Raw genomic sequence first — 21,343 nt, 5'->3', positions numbered from 1 at the left:
CCTCCGTCCCGTTTCTGGTAGAAGATACCAAACCGTACATTATCTGGAATTAAGGAGTCGATTAGAATGGCTAAACTGATTAAATTTGATGAAGATGCCCGCCGCGGCCTGGAACGCGGTGTCAATGCCCTGGCTGATGCCGTAAAGGTAACCCTGGGGCCCAAAGGCCGGAACGTTGTACTGGAAAAGAAATTCGGTTCTCCCACCATCACCAATGATGGGGTGACCATTGCCAAGGACATCGAACTGGAAGATCCGTTCGAAAACATGGGCGCCGCCCTGGTCCGTGAAGTAGCCACCAAGACCAACGACATCGCCGGCGATGGGACCACCACCGCTACGGTCCTGGCCCAGTCCATCGTCCATGAAGGGATGAAGAACGTGGTGGCCGGTGCCAACCCCATGGTCCTGAAGAAAGGGATCAAGAAAGCCACCGATGCCCTGGTGGACGAACTGAAGAAGAGCGCAAAGACCGTAAGCACCAAGGAAGAAAAGGCACAGGTTGCCTCCATTTCCGCCGGTGACGAAGAAATCGGCGGCCTGATCGCCGATGCCATGGAAAAAGTGGGCAACGACGGGGTCATCACCGTGGAAGAATCCAAGACCATGGAAACTTCCCTGGAAACCGTGAAAGGCATGCAGTTCGACCGTGGGTACATCTCCCCCTACATGGTAACGGATCCGGACAAGATGGAAGCCGTTATGAGCAATCCGTACGTATTCATTACGGATCGGAAGATCACTCTGATCAACGACATTATGCCCGTACTGGAAAAAGTGGTGCAACAGGGCCGTGAACTGCTGATCATCGCTGAAGACGTGGAAGGCGAAGCCCTGGCCACCCTGGTTGTGAACCGTCTGCGTGGCACCTTCAAGGCTGTAGCTGTGAAGGCTCCTGGCTTCGGTGACCGCCGGAAGGCCATGCTGCAGGATATCGCCACCCTGACCGGTGCCACCGTGATCAGTGAAGAAGTGGGCCGGAAACTGGACAGCGCTACCCTGGCTGACCTGGGTACTGCCGGTCAGGTACGGGTGACCAAGGACATGACCACCATCGTGGACGGCGGCGGCGACAAACAGGCCGTGGCTGACCGGGTGGCTTCCATCAAGGCCCAGATCCCTGAAACCACTTCCCAGTTCGACAAGGAAAAACTCCAGGAACGCCTGGCCAAACTGTCCGGCGGCGTAGCCGTAATCAAGGTTGGGGCTGCCACCGAAACCGAACTGAAAGACAAGAAACTGCGTATCGAAGATGCCCTGAACGCCACCCGTGCTGCTGTGGCGGAAGGCATTGTGGCCGGCGGCGGCACTGCCCTGCTGCAGGTACAGCCGGTACTGGATGAACTGGAAGCCAAGGCTGAAGGGGACGAAAAGACCGGTATCGATATCGTAAGACGGGCCATTGAAGCACCGGTACGGCAGATCGCCAGCAACGCCGGTCTGGAAGGGGCCGTCATCGTGGAAGCCGTGAAGAAGGCTGCCAAGGGCACCGGCTTCAACGCTGCCACCGAAGAATATGTGGACATGATCAAAGCCGGTATCGTGGATCCCTGCAAAGTGACCCGTTCTGCTCTCCAGAACGCCGCTTCCATCGCTTCCATGATCCTGACCACGGAAGCCGTAGTAGCCGACAAACCGGCTGAAAAAGGCGCTGCTCCCGCTCCTGCCATGGGCGGCGGCATGCCGGGCATGATGTAAGAAGAAGCCGTCAGGCGGTAAAAAAAGGGGTTGCTGTACGGAATGTGCAGCAACCCCTTTTTTGCACAGAAATCCTATTTACGAATCATTCTTAAAATGCTATACTATATCCATCAACAAGATTTGATCTGTACGAACAGAGGAGGAATATACTATGGAAAAACGGACTGTGAATTTTGCCGGCAACCCTGTGGCCCTGGTGGGGCCGGAAGTGAAAGTGGGCCAGCAGGCTCCGGATTTCAAACTGCTGGACAACAAACTGGGAGAAAAGACCCTGAAGGATTACGCAGGGAAGATCAAGGTGATCTCCGTGGTGCCCTCCCTGGATACCGGGGTGTGCGATGCCCAGACCCGCTGGTTCAACCAGGATGTGACCGGCCTGTCCCCTGATGTGGTGGTGCTCACCGTTTCCATGGACCTGCCCTTTGCCCAGGCCCGGTGGTGCGGTGCCGCCGGGGTGGAAAATGTGGTGACTTTGTCCGATCACCGGGACGCTGATTTCGGGAAGAACTATGGCTTCCTGATGGACGGCCTGCGGCTGGAAGCCCGGGGCGTGGTGGTTGTGGACAAAAACGACAAGGTGACCTACGTGGAATACGTCCCCGAAGTGACCCACGCCATCAACTTCGACGGCGTGCTGGCCGCGGTGAAAGGGCTGCTGTAAGGATATAAAGGGGATGCTGCCGGGGCAGCATCCGGTCAGCTGTCAACTGCCAAAGGAAAGAACCCGCCTTTTTTGGGGGCGGGTTCTTTTTTGTGAAAAAAGGAGTTTCCCATGCCATCCCTGTTCCATTTCCTCCGCTCCAACCCCGTCCTTTTCCTGGCCTCGGCTGGGGCTTTGCTGTCTTTTTGGGTGGTGCCTCCTTCCGGGGCCCTGCTGGAGGTCCTCAATGTGCCGGTGCTGGCCATCCTGTTCTGCCTGATGGCGGTGATCGGGGGCCTGCGGGAAACGGGTTTCTTCGACCGTCTCCTGGACCATCTCCTGGGCCGTCTCCAGGATACCCGGCAGCTGGGGGCGGTGCTGGTGTTCGCCTGCTTCTTCGGGAGCATGTGGGTCACCAACGACGTGGCCCTGCTCACCTTCGTCCCCTTTGCCCTGCTGTCCCTGGAAGGGCAGGGGACGGAAAAACAGGCGGCCCGGGTCATCGTGCTCCAGACCCTGGCCGCCAACCTGGGGAGCATGGTGACCCCGGTGGGGAATCCCCAGAACCTGTACCTGTACTTCCGGTATCAGATGGACCTGGGAGAATTCCTCACCCTGCTGCTGCCCTACACCCTGGCCTCCCTGGTCCTGCTGGCGCTGGGGGTGGTCTTTTGGATCCCCCGCCGCCCCCTGGAGAAAGGGGGGAGGGGAGAAGCCGGACAGAAGGGGAACCGGCGGCCGGTGAGAGAGGAACGGGTCCTGGGGGGCCTGTTCCTCCTGTGCCTTCTCACCGTGGCCCGGATCATGGACTGGAGGCTCACCCTGGGGGTGGTGACTTTGACCATCCTGCTGTACCGGCCCCGGTGGTTCCGGTGGGTGGATCTTCCCCTGCTGGCCACCTTTGTGGCCTTCTTCGTGCTGATCGGGAACCTGGGCCAGGTGCCGGCCTTCCGGCAGCTGCTGATCGGGTTCCTGGAGGGGCGGGAATTCCTCACCGCCCTCCTGGCCAGCCAGGTAATCAGCAATGTGCCGGCGGCGGTGCTGCTGTCCGGGTTCACGGACAACGGGAAAGCCCTGGTGCTGGGCACGGACATCGGGGGCCTGGGCACCCTGATCGCCTCCATGGCCAGTCTGATCTCCTACGGCTTCTACGTCCGCCGTTACCCCTGGCTCCAGGGCTACTATCTGAAAATCTTCACCCTGGCCAACCTGGCCTTCCTGGCGGTCCTGGCCGGGATGGCGGGGTGAGGGAAACCTTGTCACCGGTCACCGGAGGGAGGTCAATGGGTGGAGGAAGGAATCCGGGCTGCGTTTCTGTTCCGGGCCAAACGCCAGCCGTGTTTGGCTTCCATCGGCCGTCGACCGCTGACCGTTGACAGGCCGGCTGCCCCTGCAGCGGCCCTTTCCCATTGACAACCCCCGGGAAAAACTCTATAATTTACAAGATATGGTAGTAGCCAAAAAGCCTATAAAGGAGTCGTGAAACATGGCTGAACAAACAATTTTGACCGAAGAGGGTCTCAAAAAATTAGAAGACGAACTGGATTACCTCCGGTCCGAGAAACGGCAGCAGGTTGCCGAACGGCTGAAAGTCGCCATTTCCTACGGGGACATCAGCGAAAACTCCGAATATGACGATGCCAAAAACGAACAGGCCTTTGTGGAAGGTCGGATCCTGACCCTGGAAAACATGATTCGGAACGCCCAGATCATCAAGGATACGGACATTACCAAAAACGTGGTATCCCTGGGCTGCAAAGTGAAGATCGAAGACATGGAAACCCATGACCAGGAAGAATATACCGTAGTGGGGACCACCGAAGCCGACCCCATGGCCGAACCGCCCCGGATCTCCAACGAATCCCCGGTGGGCAAAGCCATCCTGGGCCAGAAAGTGGGCGCTGTGGTGAAGGTCACCACCCCCATCGGCGAACTGGATTACAAGATCGTGGCGGTAAGCCGTCCCGGCAGCAAGAAGAAAGCCGCCGACAAGGCCGCCAAATAATTTCGAATACAGAGAGAGCAGGAGGAATTTCATGTCCGACGAAAAGAAGAACCAACCGGACGTAGAGAAGGAAGCCCTGGCGGACGAAGACGTCAGCGAGCAGATGCAGGTCCGTCTGGACAAAATGCATAAATTGGAAGAAAAGGGCATCCGGCCTTTCGGCCATGCCTACCAGTGGACCCACCACACCAAAGAGGTCCACGACCAGGTGGAAGCCATGGAAGCCGCAGGCACCGTGGTGAAAGTGGCCGGCCGTCTCCTGGCCATCCGGGGCCATGGCAAGACCTGTTTCATGGATCTCCAGGACAAGACAGGCAAGATCCAGCTGTACGTCCGGAAGGACGAAATGGGCGAAGATGCCTACAGCGTGGTGAAACTGCTGGATATCGGGGACATCGTGGGGGTGGAAGGCCCTGTCTTCAAGACCCACATGGGAGAACCCTCCATCCGGGTCCAGAAACTGGAATTCCTCTCCAAGGCCCTGAAACCCCTGCCGGAAAAATGGCATGGGCTGAAGGATAAGGAAATCCGCTACCGTCAGCGGTATGTGGATCTGATCGTGAACCCGGAAGTCCGGGACGTGTTCGTGAAACGGACCCAGATCATCAAATGCATCCGGCAGGTGCTGGACGACCAGGGCTACCTGGAAGTGGAGACTCCTGTGCTGAACACCATTTCCGGGGGCGCCACCGCACGGCCCTTCATTACCCATCACAATGCCCTGGACATCGATCTGTACCTGCGGATCGCCACGGAACTGAACCTGAAGCGTCTGGTGGTAGGGGGTCTGGAACGGGTGTACGAACTGGGCCGGGTGTTCCGGAACGAAGGGATGGACATCAAACACAACCCGGAATTCACCACCCTGGAATGCTATGAAGCCTTCGGGGATTTCAACACCATGATGGACCTGACGGAAAAGATCGTCACCACCTGTGCGGAAAAGGTCCTGGGGACCCTGAAAATCCAGTATGAAGGCACGGAAATCGACCTGACCGGTCCCTGGCCCCGGATGACCATGATCGACGCTGTGAAGAAATACAGCGGCAAGGACTTCACCGGGGTGAAGGACGTGGAAACGGCCCGGCAGCTGGCCAGGGAGGCCGGCGTGGCAGTGGAACCCGCCTGGGGTGTGGGTAAGATCATCAACGCTTTCTTCGATGAATTCGTGGAAAAGAACCTGATCCAGCCCATTTTCATCACCGGCCATCCCAAGGAAATCTCCCCGCTGGCCAAGAGCAGCGCGGCGGATCCGGAAATCACCGACCGTTTCGAAGGGTACATCTTCGGCCGGGAACTGTGCAACGGCTTTACCGAACTGAACGATCCCCTGGACCAGAAGGAACGGTTCGAAAAGCAGGTGGAAGAACGGAACGCGGGGGATGACGAAGCGGGCATGATGGACGAAGACTTCATCAACGCCCTGATGCACGGCCTGCCTCCCACAGGGGGCCTGGGCATCGGCATCGACCGTCTGGTGATGTTCCTCACCGGGGCCGTCTCCATCCGTGACGTGCTGCTGTTCCCCACCATGAAGCCCCTGGACGGCGGGAAGAACGAAGCTCCCAAGGCTCCTGCCGCCGCTCCTGCTGCTGCAGCCGGGGAAACTGCCGCTGCACCGGCATTCACAACGGTGGCTCCCGAGAAGATCGACTTCTCCAACGTAACCATCGAACCCCTCTTCACCGACTATGTGGACTTCGACAAGTTTGCGGACTGCGATTTCCGGGTGGTGAAGGTGAAGGACTGCTTCGCCGTGCCCAAGAGCAAGAAGCTGCTCCAGTTCACCCTGGACGACGGTACCGGCACCGACCGGACCATCCTCAGCGGAATCAAGGCCTACTACGAACCGGAAGAGCTGATCGGCAAGACTTGCGTGGCCATTGTCAACCTGCCGCCCCGGAAGATGATGGGCATCGAATCCTGCGGGATGCTGCTCAGCGCGGAACATATGGAAGGGGAAGAACGGAAACTCCATCTCCTGATGCTGGATCCCCATATCCCCGCCGGCGCGAAATTGTGCTAAAGGATGCGGCATAGCCGTATCCTTTGTCAGCGGTCAATTGCCGCAGGAGAAATTTGCAGGCAAATTTTTTGCATGGGAAATCGGCACCGTAGGGGCTGCACGCCGGGCAGCCCGCCCAACGGCCGGCTGTTGTGCATAACGGGCCGCCGGGCCTGCGGCCCCTACGGTTCTGCCATCCCATCAATCACTAAGGACCCGTCTCTCATAAAGACGGGTCCTTTCCTTCGGCCATTGACAGAGGTACTGAATCATTATGCAAAAAGACATGACCCGGGGACCCATCGTCCCCATCATCCTCCATTTTTTGTTCCCCATGTTCGTGGGCAATGTGTTCCAGCAGCTGTACAACATGGCGGACATGATCATCGTGGGCCGGTATGTGGGGGCCGGGGCCCTGGCGGCGGTGGGTTCCACCGGCACCCTGATGTTCCTGGTGCTGGGCTTTGCCCTGGGGATCACCGCCGGCTTCGGCATCCTGACCTCCCAGCGGTTCGGGGCCAAAGACGAAGCGGGGGTCAGGCGGAGCGTGGCCAACGGCACCCTGCTGGCCCTGCTGCTCTCTGCTGCCATGACACTTTTGAGCACCGCCGCCGTGCCCTGGCTCCTGGATCTCCTGAACACCCCGGCGGATATCATGGAGGACGCCCGGGCCTACATCACCATCATCTTCCAGGGGCTGTTCACCAATGTGTTCTACAACATGGCCTCCGTGTTCCTCCGGTCCGTGGGGAACAGCAAGGCACCGCTGTTTTTCCTGGTGTTCTCCGCCTGCCTCAATGTGGGGCTGGATCTTCTCTGCATCATCCAGTTTCACATGGGGGTGGCCGGGGCGGCCCTGGCCACGGTGGTGAGCCAGGGAATCTCCGTGCTCCTGTGCATTCTCTACATTGTGCAGAAGGTGCCGGTGCTGGTGCCCTGGCGGGAAGACTGGAAGCTCTACGCCCATGAGACCCGGGAACAGCTGCGGATGGGGGTGCCCATGGCCCTCCAGTTTTCCATCACCGCCTCCGGGATCATGATCGCCCAGGCGGCCATCAACCTGTTCGGTTCCACGGCGGCAGCGGCCTATACGGCGGCCTCCAAGGTGTCCATGCTGCTGACCCAGGGGTGCCTGTCCATGGGCCAGACCATGGCCACCTATGCGGGCCAGAACTTCGGGAAAGGGGACCTGGGGCGGATCCGGGAAGGAGTGAAAAAGGGCCTCCGGATGATGGCCCTGTATTCCCTGCTGGCGGCGGTGGTGCTCCACTACCTGCTGCCCTTCCTGACCGGCTTCTTCTTCTCCGGGGACGTGGATGCCGCGGCCCTGCTGCCTTGGGCCCGGACCTACGGGGACATTGCCATGTGGTTCTACCTGCCCCTCAGCATGATCTTCATCTACCGGAACGCCATGCAGGGGGTGGGGTACGCCCTGGCGCCCACCCTGTGCGGGGTGATCGAACTGGCCGCCCGGGGCCTCACCGCCCTGGTGGGCATGAAGACCCACAGCTACGCCATCTCCGCCGCCTGCGACCCCATGGCCTGGCTGGCCGCCGGCATCTTCGGCTGGTGCGCCTGGCAGTGGGTGATGCGAGATCTGGAAAGGAGAGCGAAGAAAGGGGCTGCAGCATAGGCTGCAGCCGCTGACCACTGACAAAAAAAGACTGGCGCCCAGGCGCCAGTCTTTTTTTTATCAATTGTACTTCAGCACCGCACCCTGTGCCGCGGAGGACACCAGGGAAGCGTACCGGGCCAGGTAGCCCTTCTTCACCTTGGGGGGCGGGCAGACCCAGTTTTCCTTCCGTTTGGCCAGCTCTTCGTCGCTGACCCGGACGTTCAGGGTCCGGTTGGGGATATCGATATCGATGATGTCCCCTTCTTCCACCAGGGCGATGTTGCCCCCTTCCCGGGCTTCCGGGGAGATGTGGCCGATGCAGGCCCCCTGGGTGGCTCCGGAGAACCGGCCGTCGGTGAGCAGGGCCACGGATTTGCCCAGGCCCATGCCGGTGATCACGGCGGTGGGGTTCAGCATTTCCCGCATACCCGGGCCGCCCTTGGGCCCTTCGTAGCGGATTACCACCACGTCACCCGGGTTGATCTTCTTGCCCACGATGGCTTCGATGGCTTCGTCTTCGGAGTTGAACACCCGGGCCGGACCGGAATGTTTCAGCATTTCCGGAGCCACGGCGCTTTCCTTCACCACGGAGCAGTCCTGGGCCAGGTTGCCTTTCAGCACGGCGATGCCCCCGGTTTTCCGGATGGGGTCCTTCACCGTGTGGATCACTTTCGGACGGAGAATCTTGGCTCCCTTGATGTTCTGGCCCACGGTCTTGCCGGTGACGGTGAGGCAGTCCTTTTCAATGAGTCCGTGCTTGGCCAGTTCGTTCATCACCGCGCGGATGCCGCCGGCTTCCTCCACATCCACCATGTGGAAGGTGCCCCCGGGGCTCAGCTTGGTCAGGTAGGGGGTCTTCTTGCTGATTTCATCGAATTCTTCCAGGGTCAGGTCCACTCCCGCTTCATGGGCGATGGCCGGCAGATGGAGGCAGGTGTTGGTGGAACCGCCCATGGCCATATCCACGGTGATGGCGTTCTTGAAGGCTTTGGCGGTCATGATGTCCCGGGGCCGGATGTTCTTTTCCAGCATTTCCATCACCTGTTTCCCGGCCTGTTTGGCCAGGGCAATCCGGGCCCCCTGGTAGGCGGCGGGGATGGTGCCGTTGCCCGGCAGGCCCATGCCCAGCACTTCCGTCAGGGAGTTCATGGTGTTGGCGGTGAAGAGGCCGGCGCAGGAGCCGCAGCCCGGGCAGGCACAGTGTTCGATGGCGGACAGTTCCTGCTTGCTGATGGCCCCGGCTTCAAAACGGCCGGCGGCTTCGAACACGGTGCTGACACTGATGTCCCGGCCCTGGTACCGGCCTGGCAGCATGGGGCCGCCGCTGACCACCACGGTGGGGATGTTCAGACGAGCTGCCGCCATGAGCATCCCGGGGACGATCTTGTCGCAGTTGGGGATCAGCACCAGGGCGTCAAAGGCATGGCCGTTGGCCACCGCTTCGATGCTGTCCGCCACCAGTTCCCGGCTGGCCAGAGGATATTTCATCCCGTCATGGCCCATGGCGATGCCGTCGCAGATGCCGATGGCCGGGAATTCAATGGGGGTGCCGCCGTTTTCCAGCACGCCGTATTTCACGGCCTTGGCGATCCGGTCCAGATCCATATGGCCGGGAATGATTTCATTCTGGGCATTGCAGATGCCGATCAGGGGCTTCTTCAGCTCCTCTTCCGTATAACCCATGGCATAGAACAGGGAGCGGTGGGCTGCCCTGGTGGAACCTTTTTTCACAGTTGTGCTTTTCATAGTATTCCTCTTTTCCCTCATATACTGGCATTGTCGCCGTAATATAACCAATACTGTAACACGGGAGCAGGGGAGTGTCAACAAAAACGGAAATCAGTCGTTTCCAACGTGGACAGTTGTACAGGGTTTAACAAAAAGGGTGGTCTGGCCGGTGTAGATCACGAACCCGGGCTTGGCTCCGGAAGGCTTTTTCACCATCCGTTTCTCCACATAATCCACCGGCACCCGGTCGGCGTTCCGGCCCTTGCTGTATCCGGCGGCCAGCCGGGCGGCGGACAGGATGTCATCTTCCCGGGGCTGGGGCAGGGTGGTCTTCAGGATCACATGGGAACCGGGGATGTTCCTGGCGTGGAACCACAGGTCACTGCCCCGTCCCAGCTTGAAGGTCACGTAATCGTTCTGCCGGTTGTTCTTTCCAATATAAAGGAAGGTGTCCGGGGTGAGCTGGACCCTGAGAGGGGTGGAACGATTTTGGGAAGGCTGTTTCTTCCGGGGCTGGGGCAGGAGACCAAGGGAGATGATCTCCTGCTTGATTTCGGCGATTTCCCCCTTGGTGGAGGCGGTCTCCAGGGATACCTCCAGGCTCTGGAGATAGTCCAGGAGGTCCCGGGCTTCCTGCTGCTGCTGCCGGATCTCGCCCACCGCCCGTTTGTACTTGTTGTACCGTTTGTAGTAGGCCTGGGCATTTTCCATGGGGGTCAGTTCCGGGGCCAGGGCAATCTTCAGTTTTTTCCCGTCGTACAGGCTGTCCAGTTCGCAGGAAGTGAGACCCTTTTTCAGGGACCATCCGTAGGCCATCAGGGTGTCCGCCATGATCTTCTGGCCCTCGGCATTCTCCGCTTTGGCCAGGTCCTGGGCCAGGTATTTCAGCTTCTTTTCCGTTTTGGCTTCCTGGCTGGCCACCACTTTGGTGAGCAGGTCCTTTTCCGGGATCTGGACCGGGATCAGGGACGCACTGTAGGCCTGGGCCGCCAAAAGGGAGGGGAACACCTTCCGGGTCCATTCCGGATGGGCCAGGGGGGCGTAGGGCACCAGGTTCTTCATCCGGTTCCGGCTGTCGATCTGGGCCGTCACCGTGGGGTCCATGCCTTCCAGCCGCTGGCGGATCTCCTGCTGGATGCCCCCGATGGCTTCTTCCACCTTCCGGGCGGCGGTCAGGTCCATCAGGTTCATCCGACCCGTAAAGCCGCTGCGCAGCTCCACTTCCTGGGCGGTGTATTTGCCGATGCCCTGGGTAGCGGCGATCAGCCCCTGGACCAGGGACACATCCCCCTGGGCCAGGGCGGCTTTCCGGATGGCGTGGGGGTCGGCGGTGAGGAAATCCAGCCCTTCCTGGGCGGGGGGCAGCTGGTAGGGCAGGTTGGGCAGGATCTGCCGGACCCGGCTCTGGGCCTTGCCGATGTGTCGGAGGGCATCCAGGATGATGCCCTTTTCGTCGGTGAAGATGATGTTGCTGTTTTTCCCGGTAAGCTCCAGGATCAGCTTTTTGGTGATGATCTTCCGCTCCGCCCCGATGAGATCCACATCCAGGGTCAGCACCCGGTCCAGGCCGGCCTGGGTCACCTTGGCAATCCGGCCTTCCTCCAGGTGCTTCCGCAGCAGCATGCAGAAGCTGGGGGGCAGGTCCGGCCGCTCCGGCAGGGTCTCCGGCAGGGTGATCAGGGGGGAGGCCCCGTTCATGTCGATGAAAAGATTCACGGTACGGCTCTGCCGGTTCACCTGCAGCAGCAGGGAAGAACGGCTGGGCATGAAGATCTTGTATATTTTGCCGCCGCTTAAGGCAGCGGTCAGTTCCCGGGTCAGGAGCTGCAGGGTAATGCCTTCCAGATTCATGGTTTCCTCCAAAATTTGCACGGTTTCGTTAAATTCGTTATAATATATTGATTAGTATAAACCGTACAGGACTTTTCGGTCAAACCATAGAGGAGAGGATACCATGAAAAAAACCGGTTACCTTACGGCAGCCCTGTTGCTGTTTGCCCAGCCCGCCTTCGCCATGCTGCCCCTGACCCCCGCCACCATCCAGGCGGCCCAGGTCTACGGGACGGAACGGAAAGGGGCCTCCCTGGGCGAACTGCTGGCACCCTGGACCGTCTACGACCGGAAGCAGCGGAACCCTTACGGGCTCCGGGAACGGGCGGTGGTCTATACCCCCTTCCTGACCGCCGCCGTGGACGCCCGGCAGACCGCCGCCGACGGAGGCACCCCCAGCGTGCCCCAGGGAATGAAGGTGGCCAAACAGTACGACGGGGTGCTGGCCCTGGGCCTGAACCTGAGCACCAGTGTGAAGCTGGAGCCCCGGAACCTGAAGCTGCGGATGTACCAGGGCCGGAACGTGCTGGAACCCTATGCCTGCAACCTGAACAGCGCTTCCCAGCGGGATATGCAGATCCTCAACAAGAACAGCGGGGAGCTGGAGGACAACAATGTGTGGGATCTCCAGTACTTCGTCTATTTCGACCTGTCCAAACTGGATCCCCAGCGGACCATGGTGCTGGCGGCCACCGATGAATACGCGGGCACCCGGGAATTCGTCCTGAAGCTGCCGGCCATGAACTGAGGAGGGAGGAGCCATGATCCAGAGCATGACCGGCTACGGCCGGGGCACCTGTGATCTGGAAGATTTTTCCTTCCAGATCGAGATCAAGACCGTGAACCACCGGTATGCGGAGCTGGCCCTGCGGCTGCCCCGGTTCCTGAACCCGGTGGAAAACCGCATCCGGAAGCAAATCCTGGACCGGATCAGCCGGGGCCACGCCGATGTGTTCATTACGGCGGAATATACCGGGACGGAAGGCCGTCAGGTAAAAGTTGACAAAGGTCTGGCAAAAGCTTATCATGATAGTTTGAAAGAACTTGCCTGCCTGCTGGGACCTTCGGAAGAGGGGGCCCGGCAGGACCTGTTTTTCATTGCCGGCTGTGAAGGGGTCCTGGTGCCGGAAGATGCCGCCCTTGATCTGGACCGGTTCTGGCCGGCCATGGAACAGGCTGTGGATACGGCCCTGGACCATCTCCTGGCCATGCGCCAGACGGAAGGGGCCCAGCTGGAGGCGGATCTGGAACGGCGGATCGGCACCATTGAAGGGCAGCTGGGCATCATCGAAGCCCGGGCTCCGGAAACGGTGAAGGAGTACCGGGAACGGATTACATCCCAGCTCCGGGACCTGCTCCAGGAAGCGGGGGCCGGGCCCCTGGACGAGGGCCGGGTGATCCAGGAAGCGGCCCTTTATGCGGACCGGGTGAACGTGACGGAAGAAACCGTCCGGCTCCACAGCCATCTAGCCCAGTTCCGGCAGCTGCTCCGGGAAGAGAAACCTGTGGGACGGCGGATGGATTTCCTGGTCCAGGAGATGAACCGGGAAGCCAATACCATTGCCTCCAAGGCCGGGGATGCCCGGATCATCCAGACCATTGTGGATATGAAAAGTGAAATCGAGAAGGTAAGAGAACAGATCCAGAATATACAATAAGAGTAGGAGAGAAATCATCTATGGACATCAAAATGATCAACATCGGCTTTGGCAACATGGTCTCCGGTCAGCGTGTCATCACCATCATCGGACCGGACAGCGCCCCCATCAAGCGGATCGTCCAGGACGGCCGTGACAAGGGCGTGGTCATCGACGCCACCTACGGACGGCGGACCAGAGCCGTATTGATTATGGACAGCGGCCATATCGTCCTGTCCGCCCTCCAGCCGGAAACCATCGCCAACCGGTTTGCCACTCCGGAAGACGATGAGGATACGGCTGCAGAAGAAAAGGAGGAACCCAATGAATAAACCTCAGGGAATCTTGCTGGTGCTCAGCGGCCCCAGCGGTGCCGGCAAAGGCACCATCTGCGCCCGGCTCCGGGAAAAACGGGACCACATGGCCTACTCGGTGTCCTGCACCACCCGCCAGCCCCGGAACGGGGAAGTGGACGGGGTGAACTATTTCTTCAAGACCCGGGATGAGTTCGAAGAAATGATCAAAAACGGAGGCCTGCTGGAACACGCTTCCGTATACGGGAACTATTACGGCACCCCCCGGCAGTATGTGCTGGACAAACTGGCGGAAGGGCTGGACGTGATCCTGGAAATCGACCCCCAGGGGGCCCTCCAGGTGAAGAAAAGCTATCCCGACGGGGTGTTCGTGTTTATCGTGCCTCCTTCCCTGGATGAACTGTCCAAACGAATCTACAAACGGGGCACCGACGCGGTGGACGTGATCAAACGCCGGCTCAGCGCTGCCACCAGCGAACTGGCCTATGCGTCCAAGTATGACTACATCGTGGTCAACGACGAAGTGGAAAAAGCTACCGACAAGGTAAGCAAGATCATCGATGTGGAACACCTGCGGGTGGGTCGCACCTACTATATTGTTGATGAAATCTGCCACAACGGCACCTGTGACTGCGGCGAACCGCAGAAGAAGTAAAGGAGAGTATGCATTATGACCATGATTGATCCTTCCATTGATGTTCTGGCTGACAAAGTAGGGAGCAAATACGCTCTGGTGATTATGGCTTCCAAACGGGCCCGGCAGCTGGTGGACCATGCACCGGCCCTGGTGAAATGCGATTCCAACAAACCGGTATCCATCGCCCTGCACGAAATCGGCGAAGGCCTGGTGACCATTGCCACCAAAGAAGACCTGAAGGAAATGAAGAAATAAAAGGAGAAAACCAGTGCTGGAAGGCAAAAAGATTGCATTGGGAGTCACCGGGGGCATTGCGGCCTACAAGGCTGTGACCCTGGTGAGCCGGCTGGTCCAGGCCGGGGCCCAGGTGCGGGTGATCATGACCGACGCGGCCACCCACCTGGTTTCTCCCCTGCTGTTCAAGGAAATCAGCGGCAACCCGGTGGCCACGGACCTGTGGGCCGGGAACGCGGAATTCAACGTGGAGCATGTGGCCATCGGCCGCTGGTGCGATGTGATGGTGGTGGCTCCGGCCACCGCCGACATGATCGGAAAAATGGCCAACGGCATTGCCGACGACCTGCTGTCCACCACCCTGATGGCCTGTGACCGGCCCAAGATCGTGTGTCCGGCCATGAACACCAACATGCTGGAAAATCCGGCAGTGGTCCGGAACCTGGCCACCCTGCGCCAGGATGGGATCACCATCATGCCCAGCGCCGCCGGCCACCTGGCCTGCGGGATCAACGGATCCGGACGGCTTCCGGAACCGGAAGACATCAAAGCCTTCATCGACGGTTTCCTGGCCAGCCGGGAAGGGGACCTGCGGGGCCTGCGGGTGCTGGTCACTGCCGGAGGCACCCGGGAAGCCATCGACCCGGTCCGGTTCATCGGCAACCGGTCCAGCGGAAAAATGGGCTATGCCATTGCCCGGGACGCCGCCCGCCGGGGTGCGGAAGTGCTGCTGGTATCCGGGCCCACGGCCCTGCCCGCGCCCCGGAACGTGAAGTTCCAGAGCGTGGAGACCACCCGGGAGATGATGGATGCGGTGCTGGCCGCCTATCCGAAGGTGGATGTGGTGATCATGGCCGCTGCCGTGGCTGATTACCGGCCCCACCATGCGGAAGAACAGAAGATCAAAAAGAACGACGATACCCTGACCCTGTCCCTGGACAAGAATCCGGATATCCTGAAGCAGCTGGGGCAGCAGAAAGAGCACCAGTTCCTGGTGGGCTTTGCCGCTGAAACCCAGCACCTGCTGGAAAACGCCGCCGCCAAGGTGAAGAAAAAGAACCTGGACATGATCGTGGCCAACGACGTGACCATGAAAGGCGCCGGTTTCAGCACCGATACCAATGTGGTGAAGCTGCTGTTCCCCAGCGGTGAAATCCGCAGCCTGGAGCTCATGAGCAAAGAGGCCGTAGGGAACCACATCCTGGATATCGTGAGGGATGCGGTGAAAAGGAAAGTATAAAAAAGGCTGTCAACGGTCAGCTGACCGTTGACCGTTGACAGCTGACAAAAAAGACGGGGATGTGAAAAAATGATTTTCACATCCCCGTCACTAGTCTCTAGTCACTAGTCTCTAGTCACTAGTCTCTAGTCACTAGTCTCTAGTCACTAGTCTCTAGTCACTAGTCTCTAGTCACTAGTCTCTAGTCACTAGTCTCTAGTCACTAGTCTCTAGCCGATGGAAGCCAGCTTACGCTGGCAAATTTAAGGCGCTGTGAATGATTTTTTCACAGCGCCTTCTTTTTTATGGTACCATAATACCCAGAAGGAGGTGCGGCCATGAAACTTTTGTTCCGCCAACGAATCTTTTCCTGGTTCGACAGCTATGACATCTATGACGAAAACGGCAATACCGTCTTTGTGGTGAAAGGCCAGCTGGCCTGGGGCCACTGTTTGAAGATCTGCGATCCCCAGGGCCATGAACTGGGCCTGGTGAAAGAAAAAGTCATCACCTTTCTGCCCAAGTTCGAACTGTATGAAGGAGGCCGGCATATCGGCCGGATCAGCAAGAAACTGAGCCTGTTCTCCCCGAAATTTTCCATCGACTTCAACGGCTGGCAGGTGGAGGGAAACTTCCTGGAATGGGACTACACCATCCGGGACGCCCGGGGAAACTGGGTGGCCACCATCGGCAAGGAACTGTTCCACCTCTCCGATACCTATGTGATGGAGATCCGGGACCCCAGCGACGCCCTCCACGTGCTCATGTTCGCCTTGGCCATGGATGCGGAAAAATGCAGCCGGGAGGAGAAGTAGGGGCCGCACGCCGGGCGGCCCGCCAGAAGAGAACCCCGCCCCGCCCTTGACAACCCTTCCTTTTCTACGCTATACTTAATCTGTTCTGTACATGGAAGGGTGGCCGAGCGGTTTAAGGCACCAGTCTTGAAAACTGGCGATCCTGCAAGGGACCGTGGGTTCGAATCCCACCCCTTCCGCCATATATGAGGGGCCGTGAAAAGATGAGAAATCATTTTTTCACGGCCCCCTTTTGTCAGCCGTCAGCGGCCGGGCCTGCAATTTCCGGCTCACCCCGGTTCCGTGCCCCCTTCAGGCTGCTCATCGATGAACGGCACCAGGTGGAATTCTTCCGGGACCGGGGCTCTCCGGTCCATGCCGTCTCCCTGCCCCTGGTGGACAAGAGCCCCCTCCAGGCTTTATAATAGAAGTACTGTGAAAAAACGAAAGGGCGGGTGGACATTGTGGACCTGGTGGATAAGCTGAAGGAATATTCCGTGCTCACGGATGAGGAATATAAAGAGCTCCTGCTGACGGAAGACCCTCTGCTCCGGGCCAAGCTGTTCCGGGGGGCCCAGGAGGCCATGAACTTCGTGTTTCACCGGAAGGTCCATTTCCAGGGGGTCCTGGAATTCACCAACCACTGTCCCCGGAACTGCCTGTTCTGCCGTCGCCGGGAGGAAAACAACGATCTGCCCCGGTTCCGGCTCAACTGGGAGCAGATCCGGGGGGCCTGCGAACTGGGCTACCGGATGGGCATCCGTTCCTTCCTGCTCCAGGGCGGGGAAGACCATTACTATACGGACATGATCATGTGCAACCTGCTCCGGAACCTGCAGCAGCAGTTCCCGGACTGTGCTCTGGGCCTGTCCATCGGGGAACGGAGCCGCCAGTCCTACCACCGGCTCCACCAGGCCGGGGCCCAGAGGTACTTCCTCAGCTTCCAGACCGCGGATCCCCTGCATTTTTCCCGGCTCCATCCGCCCACCCATGCCCTGTCCACCAAAATCGCCTGTTTCAACGACCTGAAGGACCTGGGATATGAAACGGATACCGGGTTCCTGGTGGGGGCGCCCTACGAACAGGTGGAATACCTGGTCCGGGATCTGACCCTGCTCCAGGAACTGGCTCCCCATTCCATCACCCTGATCCCGTTCCTTCCGGAAGAGGGGACGCCTTTTTACCAGCAGGACCGGATGGCCCTGGAAGAATACCTGCGGCTGACGGCGGTGCTGCGGATCCTGTTTCCCCGGGCCAACATCGTGGCTCCCTGGTCCATCCGGCGGATCCATGCCCACGGCCAGATCCTCAGCGTCCAGAGCGGGGCCAATGTGTTGCGGATGCCCATGGCGCCTCCGGCCGGGCCTGAAGACCTGAACCAGGACGCCCGGAAAAAAATGCTCCATACGGTGGAAGTCATGTACCGGTACCTGAAGAACTGCGGCTATGCTTTGATCCCGGGCCGGGGGGATTCCCTGCTGTATCCCCACCGGGTGGAGGATCCCCAGCCGGCAGCCCTGGAAGAGCCCAAACCGGAAGAGGGGGAAACTCCCGGAACTGAATAAGAAAAAAATCAAGATATGTTGTTTTAACAACATATCTTTTTTCGTTCCTCCAGTATACTAACAACTGTAAGGAAACAACAAACAAAATTGGAAAGAATAAAATCATCATACAATGGAGGAAACGAAAATGGAAAATACCAAGAAAATCACGGGCGATATGCTGGTTGGACAGATCTGTGCAGAACATCCGGAAGCGGTTCCCGCTCTCCAGGCTGTGGGGATGCACTGCCTGGGATGCCCCTCTTCCCAGATGGAATCCCTGAAGGATGCGGCCTTCGTCCATGGGCTGGATCCGGAAAAAGTGGTGGCTGCCGTCAACGCCGCCCTGGCAGACTGAGGGGAGGGGAGACCATGAGTGCATTTCTGGGACCCATCCATCACTGGCTGTACGGCAAGATCCAGCTCCAGGAAGCCATCATCGCCCGGATCGCCGCAGAAGCGGAAGTCCAGGGCTGGAGCACCGGGGACAAACCGGCAGCGGACTATGTGAAAGAAGAAACCCGTCCTCTGGACGAACTGATCGATACCATGAACATCCACGGCTGGCTCCAGGGCCGGATCCACGATGCGGAAGGCCGCTATGCCCAGCTGGTTTCCGCCCTGCTCCACAACAATGAAGGACTGCTGCCCCGGCTGGAAGACCTGGCCCGGGAAGTGGGCCGGGACCGGGCGCTGGGGGCGGATGCCGATGCTTCCGCCATCTACCGGGCCTTTGAAGACGCTTTCCTGAACGGGATGCCCTGCGACCGGGTGAACAATGTGACGGACCAGAATCCGGACGCCTTCACCTGGGACCAGACGGAAGACCTCCACGGGGGCTACTGGCAGGAAGCGGATGTGAATCCGGCGGTGTATTACGCTCTTCGGGACGCCATGATGGCAGGGATGCTGGAAAACACCGGCTACACCCTGGAACAGGAAGACCACACCCATTATGTGCTGCGCCCCAAAGCGGCGTAAAGGAGGCGTGCCATGACCTATGCCATTGATCTGATGGTCCGGGAACACGCCAACATCAGCCGGATGCTGGAAGTGATCCGCCATGCCTCCATCGGTATCCTGGAAGGGAAGCCGGTGGACCTGGCCGACTTCCGGGAGATGGTGGATTTCATCCGGAACTATGCGGATAAGCACCACCACGGGAAGGAAGAGAAGTTCCTGTTCCCGGTGATGGTGCAGAAGCTGGGCCGGGTGGCGGACAACCTGGTGACCCACGGGATGCTGGTGGAACACGATCTGGGACGGGACCATGTGATGAGCCTGGTCACGGCCCTGGAGGAATACGAAAAGAATCCCAAGACCGAATACAAACTGGATATCCTGACGGAAGCCATGGGCTATGCCCGGCTGCTGAAACGCCACGTGGAAAAGGAAAACAATGTGGTGTACACCTTCGCGGAACGGCAGCTGAGCCCGGAAGACCTGGGCAACGTGGATGCCAGGAGCCGGAAGTTCGAAGAAGAAGAACAGGCCAAAGGCGTCCAGGACCATTACCTGGACCTGCTGGAACGGCTGGAGAAGAAGTATTTGTAAAAGGTGCTGCTGACAGAGAGGGTACCGCACACAATGTGCGGCACCCTCTTTTGTGCTATAATAAAACCATCTTCGCAACAAAGGGAGCGTGACCATGGTATGGATGCACAGAAAATCATTGAACAGGCGGTGGACGGCCGGTACCGGGACGAACTGGTGGACCTGAGCCGGCAGATCTGGGAACTGGCGGAAGTGGGCTATGAGGAGAAACAGTCCGCAGAAACCCTGTGCCAGGCTCTGGAGCGCCACGGCTTCACCGTCACCCGGAATCTGGTGAACATCCCCACGGCATTCAAGGGAGTCTGGGGCCAGGGGAAACCGGTGGTGGGGATCCTGGGAGAATACGACGCCCTGCCCGGCCTCAGCCAGGAAGCCGGCTGCCCGGTGAAGAAACCGGAACATGAAGGATGTGCCGGCCATGGCTGCGGCCACAACCTGCTGGGCACCGGGGCCCTGGCCGGCGCCCTGGCCCTGAAGGATTATCTGGAAGCAACGGGGCAGCCGGGCACCGTGGTGTATTTCGGTACCCCGGCGGAAGAAAACCTCAGCGGCAAGGCCTTTATGGCCCGGGACGGCGCCTTTGACGGGGTGGACTTCTTCCTTACCTGGCATCCCGCTCCGGAAAACCGTACCGCCACGCCCCATCTGAACGCCAACGTGTGCCGGACCTACAAATTCAAGGGCATCACTTCCCACGCCGGGGGCGCTCCGGAACTGGGCCGCAGCGCCCTGGATTCCTGCGAGATCATGGGGGTGGGGGCCAACTACCTCCGGGAGCACGTGATCATGGAAGCCCGGATCCACTACGCTTATCTGGATGTGGGAGGCCGGGCACCCAACGTGGTCCAGGACCATGCCGCGGTGCGCTATGTGGTCCGGGCTCCCTACTACCGGCAGGTGAAGGAGATCGTTCCCCGGCTGGACGATGTGGCCCGGGGAGCAGCCCTTATCTGCGGCACCCAGGTCACGGTGGAACGGGAATCCGGCTATTCCGAATACATCAACAACCAGGTGCTGGCCCAGGCGGCCACCGAGGCCTTCCACGCCATCGGGGTGCCAAAATGGGATGACCGGGACTTTGCCCTGGCCAAAGCCTTTACCGATTCCTTCAGCGACAGCATGAAGGAGAAGGAAAAGCAGACCATCCTGAAACGGTACGGCCGGGACCGGCTGGAAGAAAAGCTGGCCCAACCCCTGGATACGGATATCAAGGATTTCGACCCGGACCGGGAAGAACTGGATTTCGGCTCCACGGATGTGGGGGACGTGGGCTTCATCGCGCCCACCTATTATTTCAACGTGGCCACCGAAGCCATGGGCACCCCCGGCCACTCCTGGTACAAAACCGGCCAGGTGAATTCCTCCATCGGCCAGAAGGGGATGCTCACCGCCGGCAAGGTGATCGCCCTGACCGCGGTGAAGCTCCTGGAAGACCCGGACCGTCTGGCCGCCGCCCAAAAAGAGTTCCAGGCCAAGAACAATGGCCAGTACGACTGCCCGGTGGCGGGAGTGGAAAAGCTGCCGAAGTTGTAAAAAAAGGGGCTGCTGCATGGGCAGCAGCCCTGTCAACGGCCGCTGACCGTTGACAGCTGACAAAAAAAGACCGGCAGGCCGCCGGTCTTTTTCTTTATCCTTCCACCTTTTCAATGGCTCCCACCGGGCACCCTTCCAGGGCTGCCTGGGCGTTGGCTTCTTCGCCAGCCGGAACATCATCGGGAATGGCTTCCGCCACCCCGGCATCCGTCATGTGGAATACTGCCGGGCAGGTGCCTTCGCACAGCCCGCATCCGATACAGGTATCCTGATTGACTTTGAATTTCATAATGGAACACTCCCCTTTTTCCGGGTCCCGGTTCATTGTTCCCCGGTCCCTTTGATGGTTCCAG

At 59.5% G+C, this 21,343-nt stretch carries 22 protein-coding genes and 1 tRNA gene; 20 read left to right on the top strand and 3 right to left on the bottom strand.

From position 1 onward, the window contains the following. Positions 1–66: 66 nt before the first annotated feature. The 6 genes from groL (at position 67) to ACFER_RS07260 (ending at position 7,984) form a co-directional block, all read left to right on the top strand. The gene (gene groL, locus ACFER_RS07285; RefSeq protein WP_012938775.1) at positions 67–1,698 is read left to right on the top strand and encodes a chaperonin GroEL; all 1,632 of its coding nucleotides are present in this window, start codon (positions 67–69) and stop codon (positions 1,696–1,698) included. 154 nt (positions 1,699–1,852) lie between these two features. Then, entirely contained in the window at positions 1,853–2,362 is a 510-nt protein-coding gene (gene tpx, locus ACFER_RS07280; protein ID WP_012938774.1) for a thiol peroxidase, read from the top strand. Between the two features lie 111 nt (positions 2,363–2,473). Then, positions 2,474–3,589 (top strand): SLC13 family permease, encoded by a 1,116-nt coding sequence (locus tag ACFER_RS07275; RefSeq protein WP_012938773.1) that lies wholly within the window; start codon positions 2,474–2,476, stop codon positions 3,587–3,589. A gap of 238 nt (positions 3,590–3,827) precedes the next feature. Beyond that, positions 3,828–4,346, top strand: a complete 519-nt coding sequence (gene greA, locus ACFER_RS07270) for a transcription elongation factor GreA (protein WP_012938772.1) — start codon at positions 3,828–3,830, stop codon at positions 4,344–4,346. A gap of 31 nt (positions 4,347–4,377) precedes the next feature. Further along, the gene (lysS, locus tag ACFER_RS07265; protein WP_012938771.1) at positions 4,378–6,372 is read left to right on the top strand and encodes a lysine--tRNA ligase; all 1,995 of its coding nucleotides are present in this window, start codon (positions 4,378–4,380) and stop codon (positions 6,370–6,372) included. A 253-nt stretch (positions 6,373–6,625) separates the two neighbouring features. After that, the gene (locus ACFER_RS07260; RefSeq protein WP_012938770.1) at positions 6,626–7,984 is read left to right on the top strand and encodes an MATE family efflux transporter; all 1,359 of its coding nucleotides are present in this window, start codon (positions 6,626–6,628) and stop codon (positions 7,982–7,984) included. Between the two features lie 60 nt (positions 7,985–8,044). Here the strand turns inward: ACFER_RS07260 and ilvD are convergent, their stop codons facing one another. Both ilvD and ACFER_RS07250 read right to left on the bottom strand, forming a co-directional pair. Next, positions 8,045–9,712, bottom strand: coding sequence for a dihydroxy-acid dehydratase (gene ilvD, locus ACFER_RS07255; RefSeq protein WP_012938769.1), 1,668 nt, complete (start codon positions 9,710–9,712; stop codon positions 8,045–8,047). A gap of 93 nt (positions 9,713–9,805) precedes the next feature. Further along, positions 9,806–11,545, bottom strand: a complete 1,740-nt coding sequence (locus ACFER_RS07250) for an Rqc2 family fibronectin-binding protein (RefSeq protein ID WP_012938768.1) — start codon at positions 11,543–11,545, stop codon at positions 9,806–9,808. 103 nt (positions 11,546–11,648) lie between these two features. Here ACFER_RS07250 and ACFER_RS07245 point away from each other — a divergent pair, with 103 nt between their 5' ends. The 14 genes from ACFER_RS07245 to ACFER_RS07180 all read left to right on the top strand — a co-directional run bounded on the left by ACFER_RS07245 (position 11,649) and on the right by ACFER_RS07180 (position 20,990). After that, positions 11,649–12,272 (top strand): hypothetical protein, encoded by a 624-nt coding sequence (locus ACFER_RS07245; RefSeq protein WP_012938767.1) that lies wholly within the window; start codon positions 11,649–11,651, stop codon positions 12,270–12,272. A gap of 13 nt (positions 12,273–12,285) precedes the next feature. Beyond that, positions 12,286–13,182 carry a YicC/YloC family endoribonuclease gene (locus ACFER_RS07240; protein WP_012938766.1) on the top strand — a complete coding sequence of 299 codons (897 nt, stop codon included), beginning with the start codon at positions 12,286–12,288 and terminating at the stop codon, positions 13,180–13,182. A 20-nt stretch (positions 13,183–13,202) separates the two neighbouring features. Next, the gene (gene remA, locus ACFER_RS07235; RefSeq protein WP_012938765.1) at positions 13,203–13,493 is read left to right on the top strand and encodes an extracellular matrix/biofilm regulator RemA; all 291 of its coding nucleotides are present in this window, start codon (positions 13,203–13,205) and stop codon (positions 13,491–13,493) included. Next, a complete protein-coding gene (gmk, locus tag ACFER_RS07230; protein WP_012938764.1) occupies positions 13,486–14,130 on the top strand; it encodes a guanylate kinase in 645 nt (214 codons plus the stop codon). The genes remA and gmk overlap by 8 nt, the downstream gene beginning before the upstream one ends. Positions 14,131–14,145: 15 nt before the next feature. Next, positions 14,146–14,367: a DNA-directed RNA polymerase subunit omega gene (gene rpoZ / locus ACFER_RS07225; protein WP_012938763.1), complete on the top strand. Its 222-nt coding sequence runs from the start codon at positions 14,146–14,148 to the stop codon at positions 14,365–14,367. Between the two features lie 13 nt (positions 14,368–14,380). Continuing rightward, positions 14,381–15,586 (top strand): bifunctional phosphopantothenoylcysteine decarboxylase/phosphopantothenate--cysteine ligase CoaBC, encoded by a 1,206-nt coding sequence (gene coaBC / locus ACFER_RS07220; RefSeq protein ID WP_012938762.1) that lies wholly within the window; start codon positions 14,381–14,383, stop codon positions 15,584–15,586. 317 nt (positions 15,587–15,903) lie between these two features. Continuing rightward, positions 15,904–16,380 (top strand): LURP-one-related/scramblase family protein, encoded by a 477-nt coding sequence (locus tag ACFER_RS07215; RefSeq protein WP_012938761.1) that lies wholly within the window; start codon positions 15,904–15,906, stop codon positions 16,378–16,380. Positions 16,381–16,473: 93 nt separating this feature from the next. After that, positions 16,474–16,562 (top strand) — tRNA-Ser (locus ACFER_RS07210). 21 nt (positions 16,563–16,583) lie between these two features. Beyond that, on the top strand, positions 16,584–16,784 hold the full coding sequence (locus tag ACFER_RS07205) for a hypothetical protein (protein WP_012938760.1): 201 nt from the start codon (positions 16,584–16,586) through the stop codon (positions 16,782–16,784). 39 nt (positions 16,785–16,823) lie between these two features. Then, a complete protein-coding gene (hydE, locus tag ACFER_RS07200) occupies positions 16,824–17,924 on the top strand; it encodes a [FeFe] hydrogenase H-cluster radical SAM maturase HydE (RefSeq protein ID WP_012938759.1) in 1,101 nt (366 codons plus the stop codon). Between the two features lie 127 nt (positions 17,925–18,051). Continuing rightward, the gene (locus tag ACFER_RS07195; RefSeq protein ID WP_012938758.1) at positions 18,052–18,261 is read left to right on the top strand and encodes a DUF1858 domain-containing protein; all 210 of its coding nucleotides are present in this window, start codon (positions 18,052–18,054) and stop codon (positions 18,259–18,261) included. A 14-nt stretch (positions 18,262–18,275) separates the two neighbouring features. After that, positions 18,276–18,884, top strand: coding sequence for a hypothetical protein (locus tag ACFER_RS07190; protein WP_012938757.1), 609 nt, complete (start codon positions 18,276–18,278; stop codon positions 18,882–18,884). 12 nt (positions 18,885–18,896) lie between these two features. Next, positions 18,897–19,457, top strand: coding sequence for a hemerythrin domain-containing protein (locus ACFER_RS07185; RefSeq protein WP_012938756.1), 561 nt, complete (start codon positions 18,897–18,899; stop codon positions 19,455–19,457). A 99-nt stretch (positions 19,458–19,556) separates the two neighbouring features. Then, a complete protein-coding gene (locus ACFER_RS07180; protein ID WP_012938755.1) occupies positions 19,557–20,990 on the top strand; it encodes an amidohydrolase in 1,434 nt (477 codons plus the stop codon). Positions 20,991–21,084: 94 nt separating this feature from the next. Here the strand turns inward: ACFER_RS07180 and ACFER_RS07175 are convergent, their stop codons facing one another. Continuing rightward, positions 21,085–21,279, bottom strand: a complete 195-nt coding sequence (locus ACFER_RS07175) for a ferredoxin (RefSeq protein WP_012938754.1) — start codon at positions 21,277–21,279, stop codon at positions 21,085–21,087. Positions 21,280–21,343 lie beyond the last annotated feature (64 nt).

The organism is Acidaminococcus fermentans DSM 20731 (assembly GCF_000025305.1).
In the GTDB taxonomy this organism is placed as follows: Bacteria; Bacillota; Negativicutes; order Acidaminococcales; family Acidaminococcaceae; genus Acidaminococcus; species Acidaminococcus fermentans.
This window is presented reverse-complemented; position numbering and strand designations above follow the sequence as displayed.